Source organism: Desulfomicrobium salsuginis (assembly GCF_054657795.1).
The window spans coordinates 1,551,007-1,566,077 of record NZ_BAAHYA010000001.1 but is presented as its reverse complement, the minus strand read 5'-3'; the positions used below and the strand labels follow the sequence as shown (position 1 = coordinate 1,566,077).

Below are 15,071 nucleotides of genomic sequence, written 5' to 3'. Positions count from 1 at the left end.
GCCGAAGGATGGCCGGGGTCGAACCTAGAAGGCACCGTGTTCGGTGCGGGCGATCAGGTCGTCCTGAAGGTCAGGGGACAGGTCCACGAAGTAGGCGCTGTAGCCCGCGATGCGCACGATGAGGTTGCGGTACTTCTGCGGGTCCTTCTTAGCCGCGATAAGGGTCTCGCGGTTGATGACGTTGAACTGCACGTGCCAGATCTTCAGGTCGCACATGGTGCGGATGAAGGACACGAGCTTCTCGGTGCCCTGCTCGCCCTCGATGCACTTGGGCGTGAACTTGATGTTGAGCATGCGGGCCGCGCGGTCGCGCATGCCGTAGTTCTTGGTGTTGTAGTTGGACAGCAGGATGGCCGTGGGGCCGTTCACGTCCGCGCCGTGGGAGGCCGAGGAGCCGTCGGACAGGGGCGTGAACTCCTTGCGGCCGTTGGGCAGGGCCGAGACGACCTTGCCGAAGGGCACATGCGAGGTGAATGGCACGTAGCGCACGTCGTTGTGCATGCCGAGGTCCTTGCTGTACTTGCCGCCGAATTCAACGGAAATCCTGTCGATCTCGCGGCCGATGGCGTCGGCGTACGAGTCGTTGTTGCCGTAGCAGGGCGCGCTGCGCAGCAGCGCGGCGACGTCCTCGTACCCTTCGAAGTTGGCGTCCACGGCGTCGATAACCTGCTGCATGGTCAGCTTCTTGTCCTCGAAGACCAGCTTCTTGATGGCCGCTAGGGAGTCGACCACGGTGCCCAAACCCATGTATTCGAAGTAGCCGAGGTTGATGCCCTCGGGGATCTGCTCCTGGTGCAGATCGATGCAGTGCTTCATGCACAGGTCGTGCATGGCCGAGCCCATGGGCTGGGCAAAGGTGGTGGCCCGGATCTTGTTGATCAGGTACTGCTGATGGAAGGCGGCCTTGAGGAACAGCAGATGCTGCTGCACGTAGGCGTTCCAGAACTCGTCCCAGGTCTGGAAGGAGTTGGGATCGCCGGTTTCAACGCCGAGAATCTGATCGCCGTACTTCTTCATGCGGCCGTTGCGCAGGACCATCTCCACCGCGGCGGCGAAGTTGATGTACGCGCCGCCGGAGGTGTAGGTGTCGCGGTTGGGCATGCGCGCCTCGGTGCAGCCGGACACGGCGTAGTCATAGGCTTCTGCGAAGGTCGCGCCCTTGGAGACGTACAGGGGCACGATCTCCTCGTCGTTGATCAGCTTGGGGAAGCCCGAGCCGTCCTTGATGGTCTCGGCCACGTCCCACAGGTAGCTCTCGGGGGAGCGACTGTGGATGCGGGCCGCGAGGTCCGGGTAGTGCAGCGGGAATTCGCGCTTTGACTTGAGGATGAGGTGCGTCAGGTCGTTGGTGGCGTCACGTCCGTCCGGGGTCTGGCCGCCGACTGTCACGGCCTCCCAGTGCGCGTAGCCCTCGTTGAAGGCGCCGCCCGTGGGGGAGATATACATGTCGATGAACTCGGCCATGCCGACCCACATGCACTCCAGAAGCTCCATGGCCTTTTCTTCCGTCAGGACGCCGGCTTCCATGTCCTGCTCGTAAAAGGGGAAGAAATACTGGTCCATGCGGCCGTTGGAGATGGTCGTGCCAGTCTTCTGCTCGATGCGGGAGAACATCTGGGTGAACCACTGGCTCTGGCAGGCCTCCCAGAAGTCGCGGGCCGGCTCGCCGGGCACGCGCTCTGCATTCTCGGCCATGCGGATCAGCTCGGCCTTGCGAACCGGATCGGACTCCTTCGCCGCCACTTCGCGGGCGAGGACGGCGTGGCGCCCCGCCCAGTGCACGATGGCCTCGCAGACGATGACCACGGCTTCGAGGAAGGGCTTCTTCTCGCAGTTGTCCTTGGGGCTCAGCGGGTCGAGGGCGTCCAGCTTCTCCTGGGCTTCGCGCCGGATGTCGTTGAAGCCGCGCTTCAGGATCTTCTCGTAGTCGTGGACCCACTGGATGGAGGAACGGAAGGACGCGGTCTCGTTGACGATGAAGCGGGACATGAGCCCGTCCGGATCGTCGTAGGTCAGTTTGTGCACGTCCGCGGGCAGGGCGGCGTTGAGCTTCTCGTGGAAGGTCTTGCCCTTCCAGAAGGGAGCGATCTGCTCGACGACGATCGCGGCGTCCTCGGGGGTGATGGTTGCGGGAGAGGTCGGCCGGTTGGGCAGTTCCTTGACCGCGATGTCCAGGAAGTCGCCGTCCAGTTCGGGGTAGAGGATTCCGTAGCGGCCGTCGCAGCCGGCGCGGCCGAGCAGAAGCTGGTCGTCCTGGACATAGACGGTCATGTTCTCGGCGATGTGCTTCAGGGCCTTGGCCCAGCGCAGGACCAAGGGCTGGCCTTCGGTCTCCTGCATGGACTGGGTGAAATAGAGGGCGCGTTCTATATCAATGCGCGGCTTCTGCCCGTCGAATTTCTCCAGCATCTTGAAAACGCGACTGTGCGTCTCGCGGAACCTGTCTTCCTTGCCCTCGATTTTCTCGTAAAGCCTCTGTTCCTGAGGGGACATGCACTCACATGTAAACCTTGTCATGACTCTGCTCCTCGTATCTAATTTAATTCAGATCACATGGTGAAATCAGCACATGCGTTGAAACCATGCATCAATATTTTGTTGCACCGGAAGTTTCATTTCGGCTGTACGTCTCACTTCCGTACCCGGGCGAGCTTGAGCATTCTCTGTGCCAAAGCACATAACCAAATGAAAATACTAGATTTGTCTACCTCCCGTGACCATGCCGCCATGCGGGTGGAAAAACGCGACCCCGAACTGTCGCATTTTTGCATCACCTCCGTTGAATTTCATTTTTTTCACCCCAAAACCGCCGCATTTTTGCGACAAACCTGACTGGACACATCAGAAATCGCACCTGCGAAATGTGAAAATCGGAACATAAACCCGTTGGACGCCGGGCGCTTTGTGATTTTATTCCCATATGACAGACACTGATAAGAACGATTCCCGGCAGTTGCACTTTTGCGACGAATGCACCGAAAAGCAGCCAACCCTCTGTGGAATAAATTTTCAACATGTTGAAATTATATAATTTTTAATTTCAACAGCCTTGGCAAACTTCATTTTTGTCTGGCATACATCCTGCTCATGTTTCGACAACACCCCGTGACCAGAGGGCGACAGTCAAGAACATTGCCGAGCGGTGCTGGTCGAAAACACATTTTTGGAGGAACAATGAAAAAGAGTCTCGTTTTTGCCGCGTTGAACGTGCTGGCCCTGATCGGCCTGCTGGTAGGCTTTGGAACCGCGGAGGCCGGCAAGCCCGTCACCCTGCGCATCGGCCATCCCATGGCTCCGGGCAACAACGTCACCCTGGGCATCGAGAAGTTCAAGGAACTCGTCGAGGCCAAGAGCGACAAGCAAATCAGGATTCAGGTCTTCGGCAGCGCCCAGCTGGGCAGCGACCGCGTGACCACCGAGGCGGCCCAGGCCGGTACGCTCGACATGTCCTCGTGCTCCTCCCCGAACATGGCCAGCTTCAGCAAGGCATACATGGCCCTGGACCTGCCCTACATCACCTCCCCCAAGCACCAGGAAAACCTGTACAAGGCCCTCGATGAAGGCGAACTCGGCAAGGAACTGGAAAAGGTCGCCAACGAGATCGGCCTGACCACCATCATGTTCAGCCAGTACGGCTACCGCAACTTCGTCAGCACCAAGAAACCCCTGAAGACCGTGGCCGACCTGGCCGGCCTGAAGGTCCGCACCACCGACTCCCCCGTCGAGGTGGAAGTGGCCAAGGCCTTAGGGATGAACCCCGCCCCCGTGGCCTGGGGCGAGACTTACACCGCCCTGCAGCAGGGCACCGTGGACGCCGAAGGCAACACCTTCTCCCTGCTCAACGACGCCAAGCACACGGAAGTGCTGAAGTACGCCATGGACTCCAACCACAACTACAGCATGCACGTCCTGCTGATGAACAAGAAGAAGTTCGACAGCCTGACCCCCGAGCATCAGGCCATCATCCGCGAAGCCGCCCATGAAGCCCTCGTCTGGCAGCGCGGCATCACCGACGAACTTGAAAAGAAGGCCTGGGACGCGTTCAAGGAAAAGGGCATCGAAGTAACCATCCTGAACGACGAGGAACGCGCCAAGCTGGTGGAGCTCACCGCCCCCGTGCGCGACGAGTTCGCCAAGCAGATTCCGGCGAACCTCCTGCAGCTGCTCAAGGACACTCAGAAATAATCCGCTGGCCCCGCCCGCACTTCCGGCGGGAGGGGCCGACAGACACCCGGGAACAGAAACCGCATGCCTGCGCACCGTCCGGCCGCTGCCCGGCGCACTCCGGCGGGACATAGGGAGACGACATGGAACAGAATATCAACTGCGGCGTGATGCCCATCGAACTTGTGGATGAGCCTGTCGCTCCACGCGGCATATGGAGCTGGGTCGACGAGAACTTTGAAAAAATGTTCCTCGTCTCCGGCCTGCTGGCCATCATCCTGTTCATCACGTTCCAGACGACATACAGATACATCATCGTGCACTTCGCCAGTTCGGCCGGCGCGGCCGTCTGGACCGAAGAGCTCGCGCGCTACATCTTCATCTGGATCAGCTACCTGGCCCTGTCCGTGGCGATCAGGAAGCGCAGCTCCATCCGCATCGACATCATCTACGACCGGTTGCCGGCACGCATGCAGAACGCGAGCTGGGTCATCGTCGAAATCTTTTTCCTGATCCTCACCCTGACCATCTGCTGGTACGGCTGGACGCAGATCGAACGGCTGAAGGAATTCCCGCAGGTCACGACGGCGCTGCGAATCCCCTACATCATCCCGTACCTGATCCTGCCCCTGGGCTTCGGGCTCATGAGCCTGCGCCTGCTGCAGAGCCTAGCATCCCAGGTCAAGATCTGCGGCCCCCTGGACACGGCCCTGGCTGTCGTCGCCGCAGGCGCGGTCATCGCCCCGGCCGTGCTCGCCGAGTACATCGAACCCCTGCCGGCCCTGTTCGGCTACTTCGCCGTGCTCTGCGCCCTGGGCGTGCCCATCGCCATCTCCCTGGGCCTATCCACCCTGGCCACGGTCATCTGTGCCGAGACCCTGCCCATCGAGTACCTGGCCCAGACGGCCTTCACGTCCATCGATTCCTTCCCGATCATGGCCATCCCCTTCTTCATCGCGGCCGGAGTGTTCATGGGCGCGGGCGGCCTGTCCCAGCGCCTGCTGGCCCTGGCCGATGAAATGCTCGGAGGCCTGTACGGCGGCATGGCCCTGGTCACCGTGGCGACGTGCATGTTCTTCGGCGCCATCAGCGGTTCGGGCCCGGCCACGGTGGCGGCCATCGGCGCCCTGACAATCCCCGCCATGGTCGAACGCGGCTACGACAAGTACTTCGCGGCGGCCATCGTTGCCGCATCCGGGGCCATCGGCGTGCTCATCCCGCCGAGCAACCCCTTCGTGGTCTACGGCATCTCGGCCCAGGTCTCCATCGGCGACCTGTTCATTGGCGGCATCGTGCCGGGCATCCTCACGGGTCTGGTCCTGATGGCCTACTCCTACTTCTACGCCAAATCCCGGAATTGGCGCGGCGAGGCTCGGCCCAGAACCGTCGGTTCCCTCATGGCCGCCGTCTGGGAGGCCAAGTGGGCGCTGATGGTCCCGGTCATCGTCCTGGGCGGCATCTACGGCGGCATCATGACCCCGACGGAAGCCGCGGCCGTGGCCGCCTTCTACGGACTCATCGTCGGCGTGTTCGTGTACAGGGAGATAGACGCCCGCAAGTTCATGGACTGCTGCGTCGAAGCCTGCGAGACCTCGGCGACCATCATCGTGCTCATGGCCATGGCCACGCTCTTCGGCAACATCATGACCATCGAGGACGTGCCCGGCACCATCGCCAGGGCGATCCTCGGCTTCACCGAAAGCAAGATCGTGGTCCTGCTGCTCATCAACGTGCTGCTGCTCATCGTCGGCACCTTCATGGAAGCCCTGGCGGCCATCGTCATCCTCACGCCGATCCTGTTGCCCGTGGTCGTCGGGGTCGGCGTCTCGCCCCTGCACTTCGGCGTCATCATCGTCGTCAACCTGGCCATCGGCTTCATCACCCCGCCCGTGGGCGTGAACCTCTTCGTGGCCAGCAGCATCTCCAAGACCAAGATCGAGCACCTGTCCCGCACGGCACTGCCCATGCTCGGACTCATGATCCTGGTCCTTCTGGTGGTGACCTACTTCCCCGAAGTGCCCCTCTTCTTCGTCGGCAACAAATAAGGCCTCAAGTGACGCGAGCCGCCGGACACCCGTCCGGCGGCTCTTCAACCCGGTCGGCTGGATGCCGGACCGGAACAGGAGAGTTTTGCCATGAAAATAATAGACTTCCGATTCCGCCCCAACACGCCCGAGATCATCGACGGCATCAAGAACAGCGCCATGTTCAAGGCCGCCTGCAAGGCCATCGGCTTCGACGCCCGCAAGCCGCAACCCCTGGACGAGATCGTCGCCGATCTGGACAGACGCGGCGTCGAGCTCGCCGTCATCACCGGCCGAGACTGCGAGACCACCTACGGCTCGCCGGCCAACAACGGCAGCGTCCTCGAATTCTGCCGGGCGTACCCCAAGAAGTTCGTCGGGTTCTGGGGCGTCGACCCCCACAAGAAGATGGCCGCCGTGTACGACATCGTACGCGCCGTGGAGGAACACGGCATGAAGGGCGTGGCCATCGACCCCTACCTGGCGCACATCCCCGCCTGCGAGGCCCGCTACTACCCCGTCTACGCCAAGTGCGCCGAACTGAACCTGCCCGTGTTCGTGACCATGGCCCCCCCGCCGCAGGTCGCCGGAGCCATCATGGACTACGCCGACCCACGCCACGTCGACCAGGTGGCGCGCGATTTCCCGGAACTGACCATCATCATGAGCCACGGCGGCTACCCGTACGTCAACGAGTGCATCTACGCCTGCCTGCGCAACGCCAACGTGTACATGGACTTCTCCGAGTACGAGAGCGCCCCCATGGCCGACGTGTTCGTGCAGGCCATGAGCACCATCATCCAGGACAAGGTCGTCTTCGCCAGCGCCCACCCCTTCATCGAACTGGCCGACGCCCTGACTGCGTATGAGGGGTTCCCCTTGAGCGATGACGTGCGCCGCAAGGTCATGTACGAAAACGCATGCCGCATTCTGAACATCAACTGACCATCCCCGCGGTGGACGCCGACCCGACGCCCACCGCGGGGCTCATGCCCGCAAAGGAACCGAGTATCTCACCAGCAGTCCGGAACGCCCCATGGACATGACGCACGCCATCCTCACCACCCTCGCCGGCTGGCTGCTGGGCGGCTTCATCAACGGCATCGTCGGATTCGGCGCGGCCCTGGTGGCCATGCCCATCGTGGCCCTGGGCCTTGACATGCGCACGGCCGTGCCGACCTGCGGGCTCGTCGTGCTCGCCCTCAACATCCAGATGACGTGGAGCTACCGCGCACACCTGGACACGTCGGGCATCCGGGCGCTCTTCCTGGGCGCGCTGCCCGGAGCCGCGACCGGCGTGCTGCTCCTGCGGCACTTTCCGGAGGCATGGCTCAAGACGGGCCTGGGGCTGCTGCTCGCGGCCTACGCCCTGTGGGGGCTCTGCAGCGCACAGCCCCACGCCAGGCGCCTGGCGGCCGGCTGGGGCGCGTTGGCTGGATTCCTTTCCACGAGCCTGGGCACCGCCTTCGGCTTCAACGGCCCGCCACTGGCCGTGTACCTGAGCCTGCGCGGCGGTTCCCAACGCGAGATCAAGGCCGCCCTGGGCGCGTTCTTCATCGTCAGCGGCCTGTTCATCGTCTCGGCCCACGGACTCGCAGGGCTCTATTCCGCCCGCGCCCTGACCCTCTTCGCCGTGGCCCTGCCCGCCGTCATCCTCGGGGGTTGGGCAGGAATACGCGTCTCCGGACGGTTCGGCGAAGGCCATTTCAAACGCATCCTCTTCGCCATGATCATGGTCATGGGATTAAGCATGATCCGGGGCGCCCTCAGTGCCGTGAACTGACCCATCCCCCGGCTGCGTCCTTTCCGCCGGCTACAGGGATTCAATCGTCCATTTACCAGCCATGACACGACACGCCTTCACCGACCGCATCATCGGATTCATCCGCGACATCCCATCCGGCAGGGTCGCCACCTACGGCCAGATCGCGGCCATGGCTGGCAACCCGAGGGCGGCCAGGCAGGTCGCGCGGGTTCTGCACTCCTGCTCACAGAAGGAAGGGCTGCCCTGGCACCGCGTCGTCAACCAGGACGGCCGCATCGTTCTGAAATCGTTCATGGATCAAAAAGAGCAGAGGCACCTGCTGAAAAACGAGGGCATCGAATTCGACCCGGCGGGAACAATCGATCTGCGCGTTTTCCTGTGGCGTCTGGAAAACATCCGATGAACCCCAGGTCACACGCTTTGGGGCAGAGGCCCCGCGACATCGTCATCTCGTTCTTGCCCTTTTCTTGAACGCATCGCCGCGGGGCCTCTGTTTCGGACACGTCTGCGGCATCTCTCAACACGTTTGTTTCTCTGAGGATAGCGGAGAAGATGGCCGCAATTCCAAAAAAGACACATGTCTTATTTTAAGACATATCAGGGCGACTACCTGTCAAATCGGCGTTTGTCATACGCCCCCAAGATGTCAGGCGCGTTCTGTCTCAAAAAAAGACAGGACAGGCCCGACGCGCTTTATTCCCCACGGCCTCCCAGCACCGAGACAACCACGTTTTCAATGCCGCCAAAAATCAACAACTCGCTGTAATTGCTAATATCTTCCTTTCAACTTTCCTGACCTGCCATGAGCTCCGCGCCAATCAGGGGCCACGGCACGCCTTTTGCCTTATGCGGGCATCCTGATACGAACAGCGCCGAGGATGGCGGTCTCCACAAACAGCGAAGGAGGGATGGATGGAACGGTTCTACAAGTACGGCTTGACCCTGCTGATCACCTCGGTGGCGGTCCTCGAATTCATCCAGGTCATGCTGCGCTACGTGTTCCAGCATCCCATGATGGGGCTCGAGGAAGTTCTCCTGTACCCGACGCTATGGCTCTATTTCCTTGGGAGCGTGAACGCATCCCGGGAAGACACGCAAATCAAGGCCAATGTCCTGGACGTCTTTCTGAAAACCAAAAAAAGCGTCATGATCGTCAAGTTCATCTCCGACGTATTCAGCATCATCATCTGCGCCTGGCTGACATGGTGGGCCTGGGACTACTTCCGCTACGCCCTGCGCGTCTGGAAGGACAGCCCGACCCTCTACATCCCGACGTTCTACGCCGAATGTTCCATGTTCGTCGGCCTGGCGGCAATGGCCGTCTACATAGTTCACCATATGATCAAATCCTTCCGCGAAATCGTCCGCGTCGGCAACGCGGGATAGGGGAACAACCATGATCGAAATCTCTCTGCTGGCCCTGGGCGTCCTCGTCTTCCTGCTGACCCTGGGCGTACCGCTGCCGTTCTGCTTCGGCGGGGCGCTCATGGTCATGAACCTCATCGGCGGCACGACCATGAAGGGCATGATGCTGACGGGCTTCACCCAACTCTCCAACCCCGTGCTGCTGTGCATCCCGCTCTTCGTCTTCGCCGGGTCGCTGATGAGCGAGAGCGGTATCGCCCAGAGCCTCCTGAACTTCGTCAACGTCTTCGTCGGGCGCATCCGCGGCGGCCTCGGCGTGGTGGCCACCCTCAGCTGCGCCATCATCGGCGCCATCTCCGGCAGCGGCCTGACAGGCATCGCGGCCACGGGGCCGCTGCTCATCCCTGAAATGGCCGCCAAGGGATACCCGCGCGGGTACGCCGCAGCCCTCATCTCCAACTCCTCGGTCCTGGGCCTGCTCATCCCGCCGAGCGTGACCATGATCGTCTACGGCTGGGTCACGGACACTTCCATATTGGCCTGCTTCCTGGCCACCCTGGGTCCCGGCATTCTAATTACGGTCATGTTCTCCATCATCAACCTGATCCTGGCCCGCAAGTTTCCTCTGATCCTTGACCCGCCCCGCACGATGCAGGAGACGGTCAGGGAGGGCACGACCATGTTCTCACGGGCCATCCCGGCCCTGTTCATGCCAGTCATCATCCTCGGCGGCATCTACGGCGGGGTCATGACCCCCACCGAGGCGGCGGCCGTGGCCGTGGTCTACGCCCTGCCCGTCGGCTTCCTGATCTACAAGGGCCTGACCATGAGCAGCTTTCTGAGCGCGGCCAAGAGTTCTGCCACGGCGGTGGGCGCGATCATGATCATGATCGTCTTCAGCCTCATGCTCAGCCAGATCTTCGTCATGGAGCAGGTCCCCCAGGCCATGGTCGAGACCATCTTCGGCATCACCCAGAACAAAGTCGTGCTGCTGGTCCTCATCAACCTGCTGCTCTTCTTCATCGGCATGATCGTCAACGACGTCACGGCCATCATCCTGACCGCCCCGCTCCTGTTGCCACTCATGCAGGCCATCGGGGTCTCCCCCATCCACTTCGCGGCCATCATGGGCGTGAACACGGCCATGGGCGGCGTCACCCCGCCTTACGCCAGCATCCTGTATCTCGGCATGCGCATCGGCAAGGTCGAGTTCTCCGAGATCATCAAGCCGGCCATGATCCTGTTGATCTTCGGGTATGTACCCGTTGTCTTCCTGACCGCATTTTGGCCCGACCTAGCCCTGTTCCTGCCACGGCTGCTGGGCTACTAACCCTTTCTCTCGAAGGAGAAGACGCATGAAGAAAGCACTCTGGACCCTCGTCACACTCACCCTGCTCCTGGCCGGCGCCGCCCAGGCCGCGGAGTGGAAATTGGCCCATGTCCGTCCGCAGGGAGCGGCCATCGACGTCGACCTGAACCGCTTCGCCGACGAGGTGAACGCGGCCACCGGTGGCAAGATCGCGGTCAAGATCTATCCCGCAAGCGCCCTGGGCGACTACACCGTTGTCCAGGAACGCATCGGCGTGGGAGCCGTGGAGATGGCCTGCCAGCCAGCAGCCACCGCGGCCGACAAACGTTTCCAGATTCTCTTCTTCCCCTATCTGGTCAAGGACTACGCCCAGGCCAAGAAGAACTTCTCCGGCGATACGCCCCTGCGCAAGGAGATCGCCGCGTTGTACGAAAAGCAGGGCATCTCCGTGCTGGCCGCCTGGCCCGTGTATTTCGGCGGCATCTCCCTGAACAAGGAACCCAAGGCCCCCGGCGATCCCGACGTGGCCCAGGGGCTCAAGGTCCGCGTGCCCCCGATGAAGACCTTCCAGCTCCTGGCCGAAAACACCGGCTTCATGGCCACGCCCATGCCTTTCTCCGAAGTCTTCACCGCCGTGCAGACCGGCGTGGTCGACGGTATCATCGGCTCCGGCGCCGAAGGCTACTACGCCTCCTTCCGCGACGTGACCAAGTACTACCTTCCGACCAACACCCATTTCGAAGTCTGGTACCTGATCATGAACTCCGAACTGCTGGCCGGTCTCGACGACGCCGAACGCGCCAAGCTGCTCGATGTGGCCAAGCAGTTCGAAGACCGCCGCTGGGAAACCGTCGAGGCGGACCAGAAGAAGAATGAGGCCAAGCTGGCCGAGAACGGGGCCAAGATTGTGGCCGTCACCCCCGAGCAGATCGCCAAGACCGCGACCATCGCCGAGCAGAAGGTCTGGCCCGAAATCCTGAAGGATGTCGGCGAGGACTGGGGCAAGGCATTTCTGGCCAAGATCGCCGAATAATCCTCACCCTCCCTCCGTGAAGGCGACGGGGGCGGCGGACATTCAGTCCGTCGCCCCCGTCGCCTTTTTCACGTCCTCAACTGACAAGCCCGGGCCATCGCGCACCAGACGCGACGGCCGCCGTCTAGAGGCCGAACAACTTCGTCTTGCGGTACAGCGTGGCCCTGGAGATGTTCAGCCGGCGGGCCGTTTCGGCCATGTTCCCCCCGGTCTGGCGCAGGGTTTCCACGATGGCGTTGCGCTCCAGATCTTCCAGGGAACCGCCGCTGGCGGCCGGCCGCGCCTTCTCGGCCACGGACAGGCCCAGGCACTCCGCGCCGAGGATATCGCCCTCGCAGAGGTGCAGGGCGCGCTGGATGGTATTCTGCAGTTCCCTAACGTTGCCCGGCCAGGAATGCTCGACCAGCATCCGCTCCGCCGCGGCGGCAAGCCTCGGCGGGGCAACTTTGCTCTGCCCCAGGAAGAACTCGGCCAGAGCCAGGATATCCTCGCGGCCGCGGTCGCGCAGGGCGGGGATGACGATGGGGAAGACGTTGAGGCGGTAGAAGAGGTCCTCACGGAAACGCCCGGCGGCCACAGCCTTGGACAGGTCCACGTGCGTGCAGGCGATGATGCGCACGTCGACCAGGACGGGCTGACGCGCTCCGATGCGGTAGACCTCGCCGGTCTGCAGCACGCGCAGCAGCTTGACCTGCATGTCATGGGGCATGTCGCCGATCTCGTCGAGGAGGATGGTCCCGTTGTTGGCCAGCTCGAACTTGCCGGCACGCCCGCCCTTCTGGGCGCCGGTGAAGGCCCCGTCCATGTAGCCGAAGAGCTCGCTCTCCAGCAACTCGTTGGGGATGGCACCGCAGTTGATGGGCACGAAGGGGTGCCCCTTGCGCGAACTGGCGTTGTGGATGGACTGTGCGAAAAGCTCCTTGCCCGTTCCGGTCTCGCCCCGAATGAGCACGGTGGAATTGGACTGGGCGGCCTTGCGGGCCAGGCCGATGGCCTTACGGAACTCGTCGCAGGAACCAATCAGGCTGTCGAAGGTGAAATACGCCTTGGTGCCGGCCATCTTGGCCAGTTTGCGAATGGAATCCACCTCCTCGAAGATGAGCACCGCCCCGAGCATGGTCCCGTCCGGCCCGAAGACAGGGTCCACGGAGAACAGGAAGTGCACGGAGTGCTGCTCGCTCTTCAGGGTGCATTCCTGATTGAGCCAGTTGGAAGGGTGGGCCCGCACGTCCGCCAAGTCCACGGACAGGCCCTTGAGCACGGAGACCGGCTTGCCGGCCAGGTCGTCCTTGCGCAGGATCTGCCGCCCCTTACGGTTGACGCGCCAGATGCCGGCCTCGGCGTCGAGAATGATGATACCGACGCTGGTGGAGTCGATGACTCCGTCCAGAAAGCCCACGTGCCGGGCCAGCTCGCGGTTGCGGCGCATAATGCGCAACTGGCGTTCGATGGAGCGCGCCGCTGAAACGACCATGCCCAGGGTGTGGGGATGCACCAGCCGGCTCTGCCCCGACGCGACGAGGACGCCAAGCAGTTCCTCCCCGTGTCCGAACACCGGGGCGGCGGAACTGCTGAAGCCGTGCGCCCGCTCGCAGTAATGGTCCTTGTCGTTGAGTTGCACCGGCATCCGCTTCTCCAGGCACAAGCTCGTCGCCGTGGTGCCCACGTCACGCTCGGTCCAGCGGAAGCCGGGCACACAGTTGCGCTCGGCGAAAAGGGTCTTGATCCTGTCGCTGGCGGCCAGATGCAGGATATAGCCGTCCCTATCGACCACGGCCATCATGAACTCGTCCGGCGAGAGCAAGTCATAGGACTCCTGGATGTGCGACTTGGCCACGTCAAGAAAGTCCTTGTTGGCGGTCTGGCGGAAGGCAAGCTCCGCAGGGGTCAGACAGGCCTGGTTCGTGCGCTCGTCCCGACTGACCCCGTATTCCTGGGAACGCCGGTGAGAGGCCTTGATTTCTTCTCGCAACACTTCGAAAGAAAAGGGATCTTCTGATTTCACTGTGCGCCTCGCCGACAACCTGTCAATATGGAACATGTCTCATTTTGAAACCAGTCTACTCCGGCCACGACATCGCAACCATTCTCGGCCTGCTTTCCGCCAATGTGTCGCACTATAAGACATCCACCGAAGAAACTGAACCCTGAAAAACTGTCTCGCTGATAAAAAAATCAAACAATTAGAGCTCGATAAAAAGCAACTCCCAAGTGGCACCTGCATTGCTCATGCCTGCGCAAGCAATCGCCTGCTTCCAACACAGTCATTTTGGAGTAAAACATGAGTAAAAGCACAGTATGGGCTATCATCGGCGGCGGAAACGGCGGGCAGTCCCTGGCCGGCCATTTATCCATCATGGGCTTCCGGGTCCGGCTGTACGACGTGTTCCCAGCCACCGTGGACGCGATCAACGCCCAGGGCGGCATCCGCGTCGACGGGGTCGTCGAGGGCTTCGGCAAACCGGAACTGGTGACCACGGACATCGGGACGGCCATCAGGGGCGCGGACGCCGTCATGGTCGTGGCCCCGGCCACGGCGCACAAGGCCATCGCCAAAAACTGCGGCCCCCACCTCGCGGACGGCCAAATCGTCATCATCCACCCCGGCGCGACCTGCGGCGCCCTCGAATTCCGCCACGTTCTGGACCAGATGGGCTGCACGGCCAAGGTCGCCATCGCCGAGACCAACAGCCTCATCTACGCCTGCCGCAGCCCCAAGCCGGGCCACGCCAGCATCTTGGGCATCAAGGACGACCTCATCGTGGCCACCCTGCCGGCCCGGGACAACGCCCGCGCCCTGGCCATGCTGCAGGAAGCATTTCCCCAGATCATCGGCGGCAAGAACGTCATCGAGACGAGCCTCGGCAACGCCAACGCCATCATGCACCCGACGCCGACCCTCCTGAACACGTCCCTCATCGAATCCAGACACGACTGGCTCTACTACTGGGAAGGGATCACCCCGACCATCGGCGCCTTCACCGAGGAACTCGACAAGGAGCGGGTGGAGCTCGGCAAGACCTTCGGCATCGACATCACCCCCATCCGCCAGTGGTACGCCAAGGCCTACGGGGCCAAGGCCGACACCTTGAGCGAGGCTGTCCGCCTCAATCCCGCCTATGAAAAGATCAAGGGACAAAAGGACCTGCGTACCCGCTACCTGCTCGAGGACATCCCCACCGGCCTCATCCCCATGATCGAACTCGGCGACATGATGGGCCTGCCCATGGAGCGCATGTGGCTCGTGGCCAAGCTCGGCGCCATGATCCTCGGCGAGGATTTCTTCAACTCCGGGCGCACCCTGTCCAATCTCGGAATCGAGGGCATGGACCGGGAACAATTCGAACACTACCTCGAAACCGGAGAGAAACCGGTCTAGGCGTACAACGCGCGAAACGGCAGGCACTCTGT

11 protein-coding genes are annotated in these 15,071 nt (G+C 62.2%); 9 read left to right on the top strand and 2 right to left on the bottom strand.

The window, feature by feature from the left end:
* Positions 1–24: 24 nt before the first annotated feature.
* Positions 25–2,517 (bottom strand): (2S)-3-sulfopropanediol dehydratase, encoded by a 2,493-nt coding sequence (gene hpsG, locus ACYQ3G_RS07025; RefSeq protein WP_459824128.1) that lies wholly within the window; start codon positions 2,515–2,517, stop codon positions 25–27.
* 657 nt (positions 2,518–3,174) lie between these two features.
* On the opposite strand from hpsG, the gene ACYQ3G_RS07020 reads away from it, so the two are divergent.
* From ACYQ3G_RS07020 to dctP, 8 genes are all read left to right on the top strand, one after another.
* Entirely contained in the window at positions 3,175–4,185 is a 1,011-nt protein-coding gene (locus ACYQ3G_RS07020; RefSeq protein ID WP_459824126.1) for a TRAP transporter substrate-binding protein, read from the top strand.
* Positions 4,186–4,334: 149 nt separating this feature from the next.
* Positions 4,335–6,209: a TRAP transporter large permease gene (locus ACYQ3G_RS07015; protein WP_459824198.1), complete on the top strand. Its 1,875-nt coding sequence runs from the start codon at positions 4,335–4,337 to the stop codon at positions 6,207–6,209.
* Positions 6,210–6,299: 90 nt separating this feature from the next.
* Positions 6,300–7,133 carry an amidohydrolase family protein gene (locus ACYQ3G_RS07010; RefSeq protein WP_459824124.1) on the top strand — a complete coding sequence of 278 codons (834 nt, stop codon included), beginning with the start codon at positions 6,300–6,302 and terminating at the stop codon, positions 7,131–7,133.
* 91 nt (positions 7,134–7,224) lie between these two features.
* Positions 7,225–7,971 carry a sulfite exporter TauE/SafE family protein gene (locus tag ACYQ3G_RS07005; RefSeq protein WP_459824121.1) on the top strand — a complete coding sequence of 249 codons (747 nt, stop codon included), beginning with the start codon at positions 7,225–7,227 and terminating at the stop codon, positions 7,969–7,971.
* Between the two features lie 61 nt (positions 7,972–8,032).
* The gene (locus ACYQ3G_RS07000) at positions 8,033–8,356 is read left to right on the top strand and encodes an MGMT family protein (RefSeq protein WP_459824119.1); all 324 of its coding nucleotides are present in this window, start codon (positions 8,033–8,035) and stop codon (positions 8,354–8,356) included.
* A 509-nt stretch (positions 8,357–8,865) separates the two neighbouring features.
* The gene (locus tag ACYQ3G_RS06995) at positions 8,866–9,339 is read left to right on the top strand and encodes a TRAP transporter small permease (protein ID WP_459824117.1); all 474 of its coding nucleotides are present in this window, start codon (positions 8,866–8,868) and stop codon (positions 9,337–9,339) included.
* Between the two features lie 10 nt (positions 9,340–9,349).
* A complete protein-coding gene (locus ACYQ3G_RS06990) occupies positions 9,350–10,648 on the top strand; it encodes a TRAP transporter large permease (RefSeq protein ID WP_459824114.1) in 1,299 nt (432 codons plus the stop codon).
* A gap of 25 nt (positions 10,649–10,673) precedes the next feature.
* The gene (dctP, locus tag ACYQ3G_RS06985) at positions 10,674–11,660 is read left to right on the top strand and encodes a TRAP transporter substrate-binding protein DctP (protein WP_459824111.1); all 987 of its coding nucleotides are present in this window, start codon (positions 10,674–10,676) and stop codon (positions 11,658–11,660) included.
* A gap of 124 nt (positions 11,661–11,784) precedes the next feature.
* Here dctP and ACYQ3G_RS06980 read toward each other — a convergent pair whose 3' ends face one another.
* Complete coding sequence (locus tag ACYQ3G_RS06980) at positions 11,785–13,665, bottom strand: sigma-54-dependent Fis family transcriptional regulator (protein ID WP_459824108.1); 1,881 nt, start codon at positions 13,663–13,665, stop codon at positions 11,785–11,787.
* Between the two features lie 276 nt (positions 13,666–13,941).
* Between ACYQ3G_RS06980 and ACYQ3G_RS06975 the strand changes: the two genes are divergently transcribed.
* Positions 13,942–15,039: an NAD/NADP octopine/nopaline dehydrogenase family protein gene (locus ACYQ3G_RS06975; protein ID WP_459824105.1), complete on the top strand. Its 1,098-nt coding sequence runs from the start codon at positions 13,942–13,944 to the stop codon at positions 15,037–15,039.
* Positions 15,040–15,071 lie beyond the last annotated feature (32 nt).

Excerpts from the sequence above, each read along its gene's own strand:
- hpsG (WP_459824128.1), bottom strand. The coding sequence starts at position 2,517 with ATGACAAGGTTTACATGTGAGTGCATGTCCCCTCAGGAACAGAGGCTT.
- ACYQ3G_RS07020 (WP_459824126.1), top strand. The coding sequence starts at position 3,175 with ATGAAAAAGAGTCTCGTTTTTGCCGCGTTGAACGTGCTGGCCCTGATC.
- ACYQ3G_RS07015 (WP_459824198.1), top strand. The coding sequence starts at position 4,335 with ATGCCCATCGAACTTGTGGATGAGCCTGTCGCTCCACGCGGCATATGG.
- ACYQ3G_RS07010 (WP_459824124.1), top strand. The coding sequence starts at position 6,300 with ATGAAAATAATAGACTTCCGATTCCGCCCCAACACGCCCGAGATCATC.
- ACYQ3G_RS07005 (WP_459824121.1), top strand. The coding sequence starts at position 7,225 with ATGGACATGACGCACGCCATCCTCACCACCCTCGCCGGCTGGCTGCTG.
- ACYQ3G_RS07000 (WP_459824119.1), top strand. The coding sequence starts at position 8,033 with ATGACACGACACGCCTTCACCGACCGCATCATCGGATTCATCCGCGAC.
- ACYQ3G_RS06995 (WP_459824117.1), top strand. The coding sequence starts at position 8,866 with ATGGAACGGTTCTACAAGTACGGCTTGACCCTGCTGATCACCTCGGTG.
- ACYQ3G_RS06990 (WP_459824114.1), top strand. The coding sequence starts at position 9,350 with ATGATCGAAATCTCTCTGCTGGCCCTGGGCGTCCTCGTCTTCCTGCTG.
- dctP (WP_459824111.1), top strand. The coding sequence starts at position 10,674 with ATGAAGAAAGCACTCTGGACCCTCGTCACACTCACCCTGCTCCTGGCC.
- ACYQ3G_RS06975 (WP_459824105.1), top strand. The coding sequence starts at position 13,942 with ATGAGTAAAAGCACAGTATGGGCTATCATCGGCGGCGGAAACGGCGGG.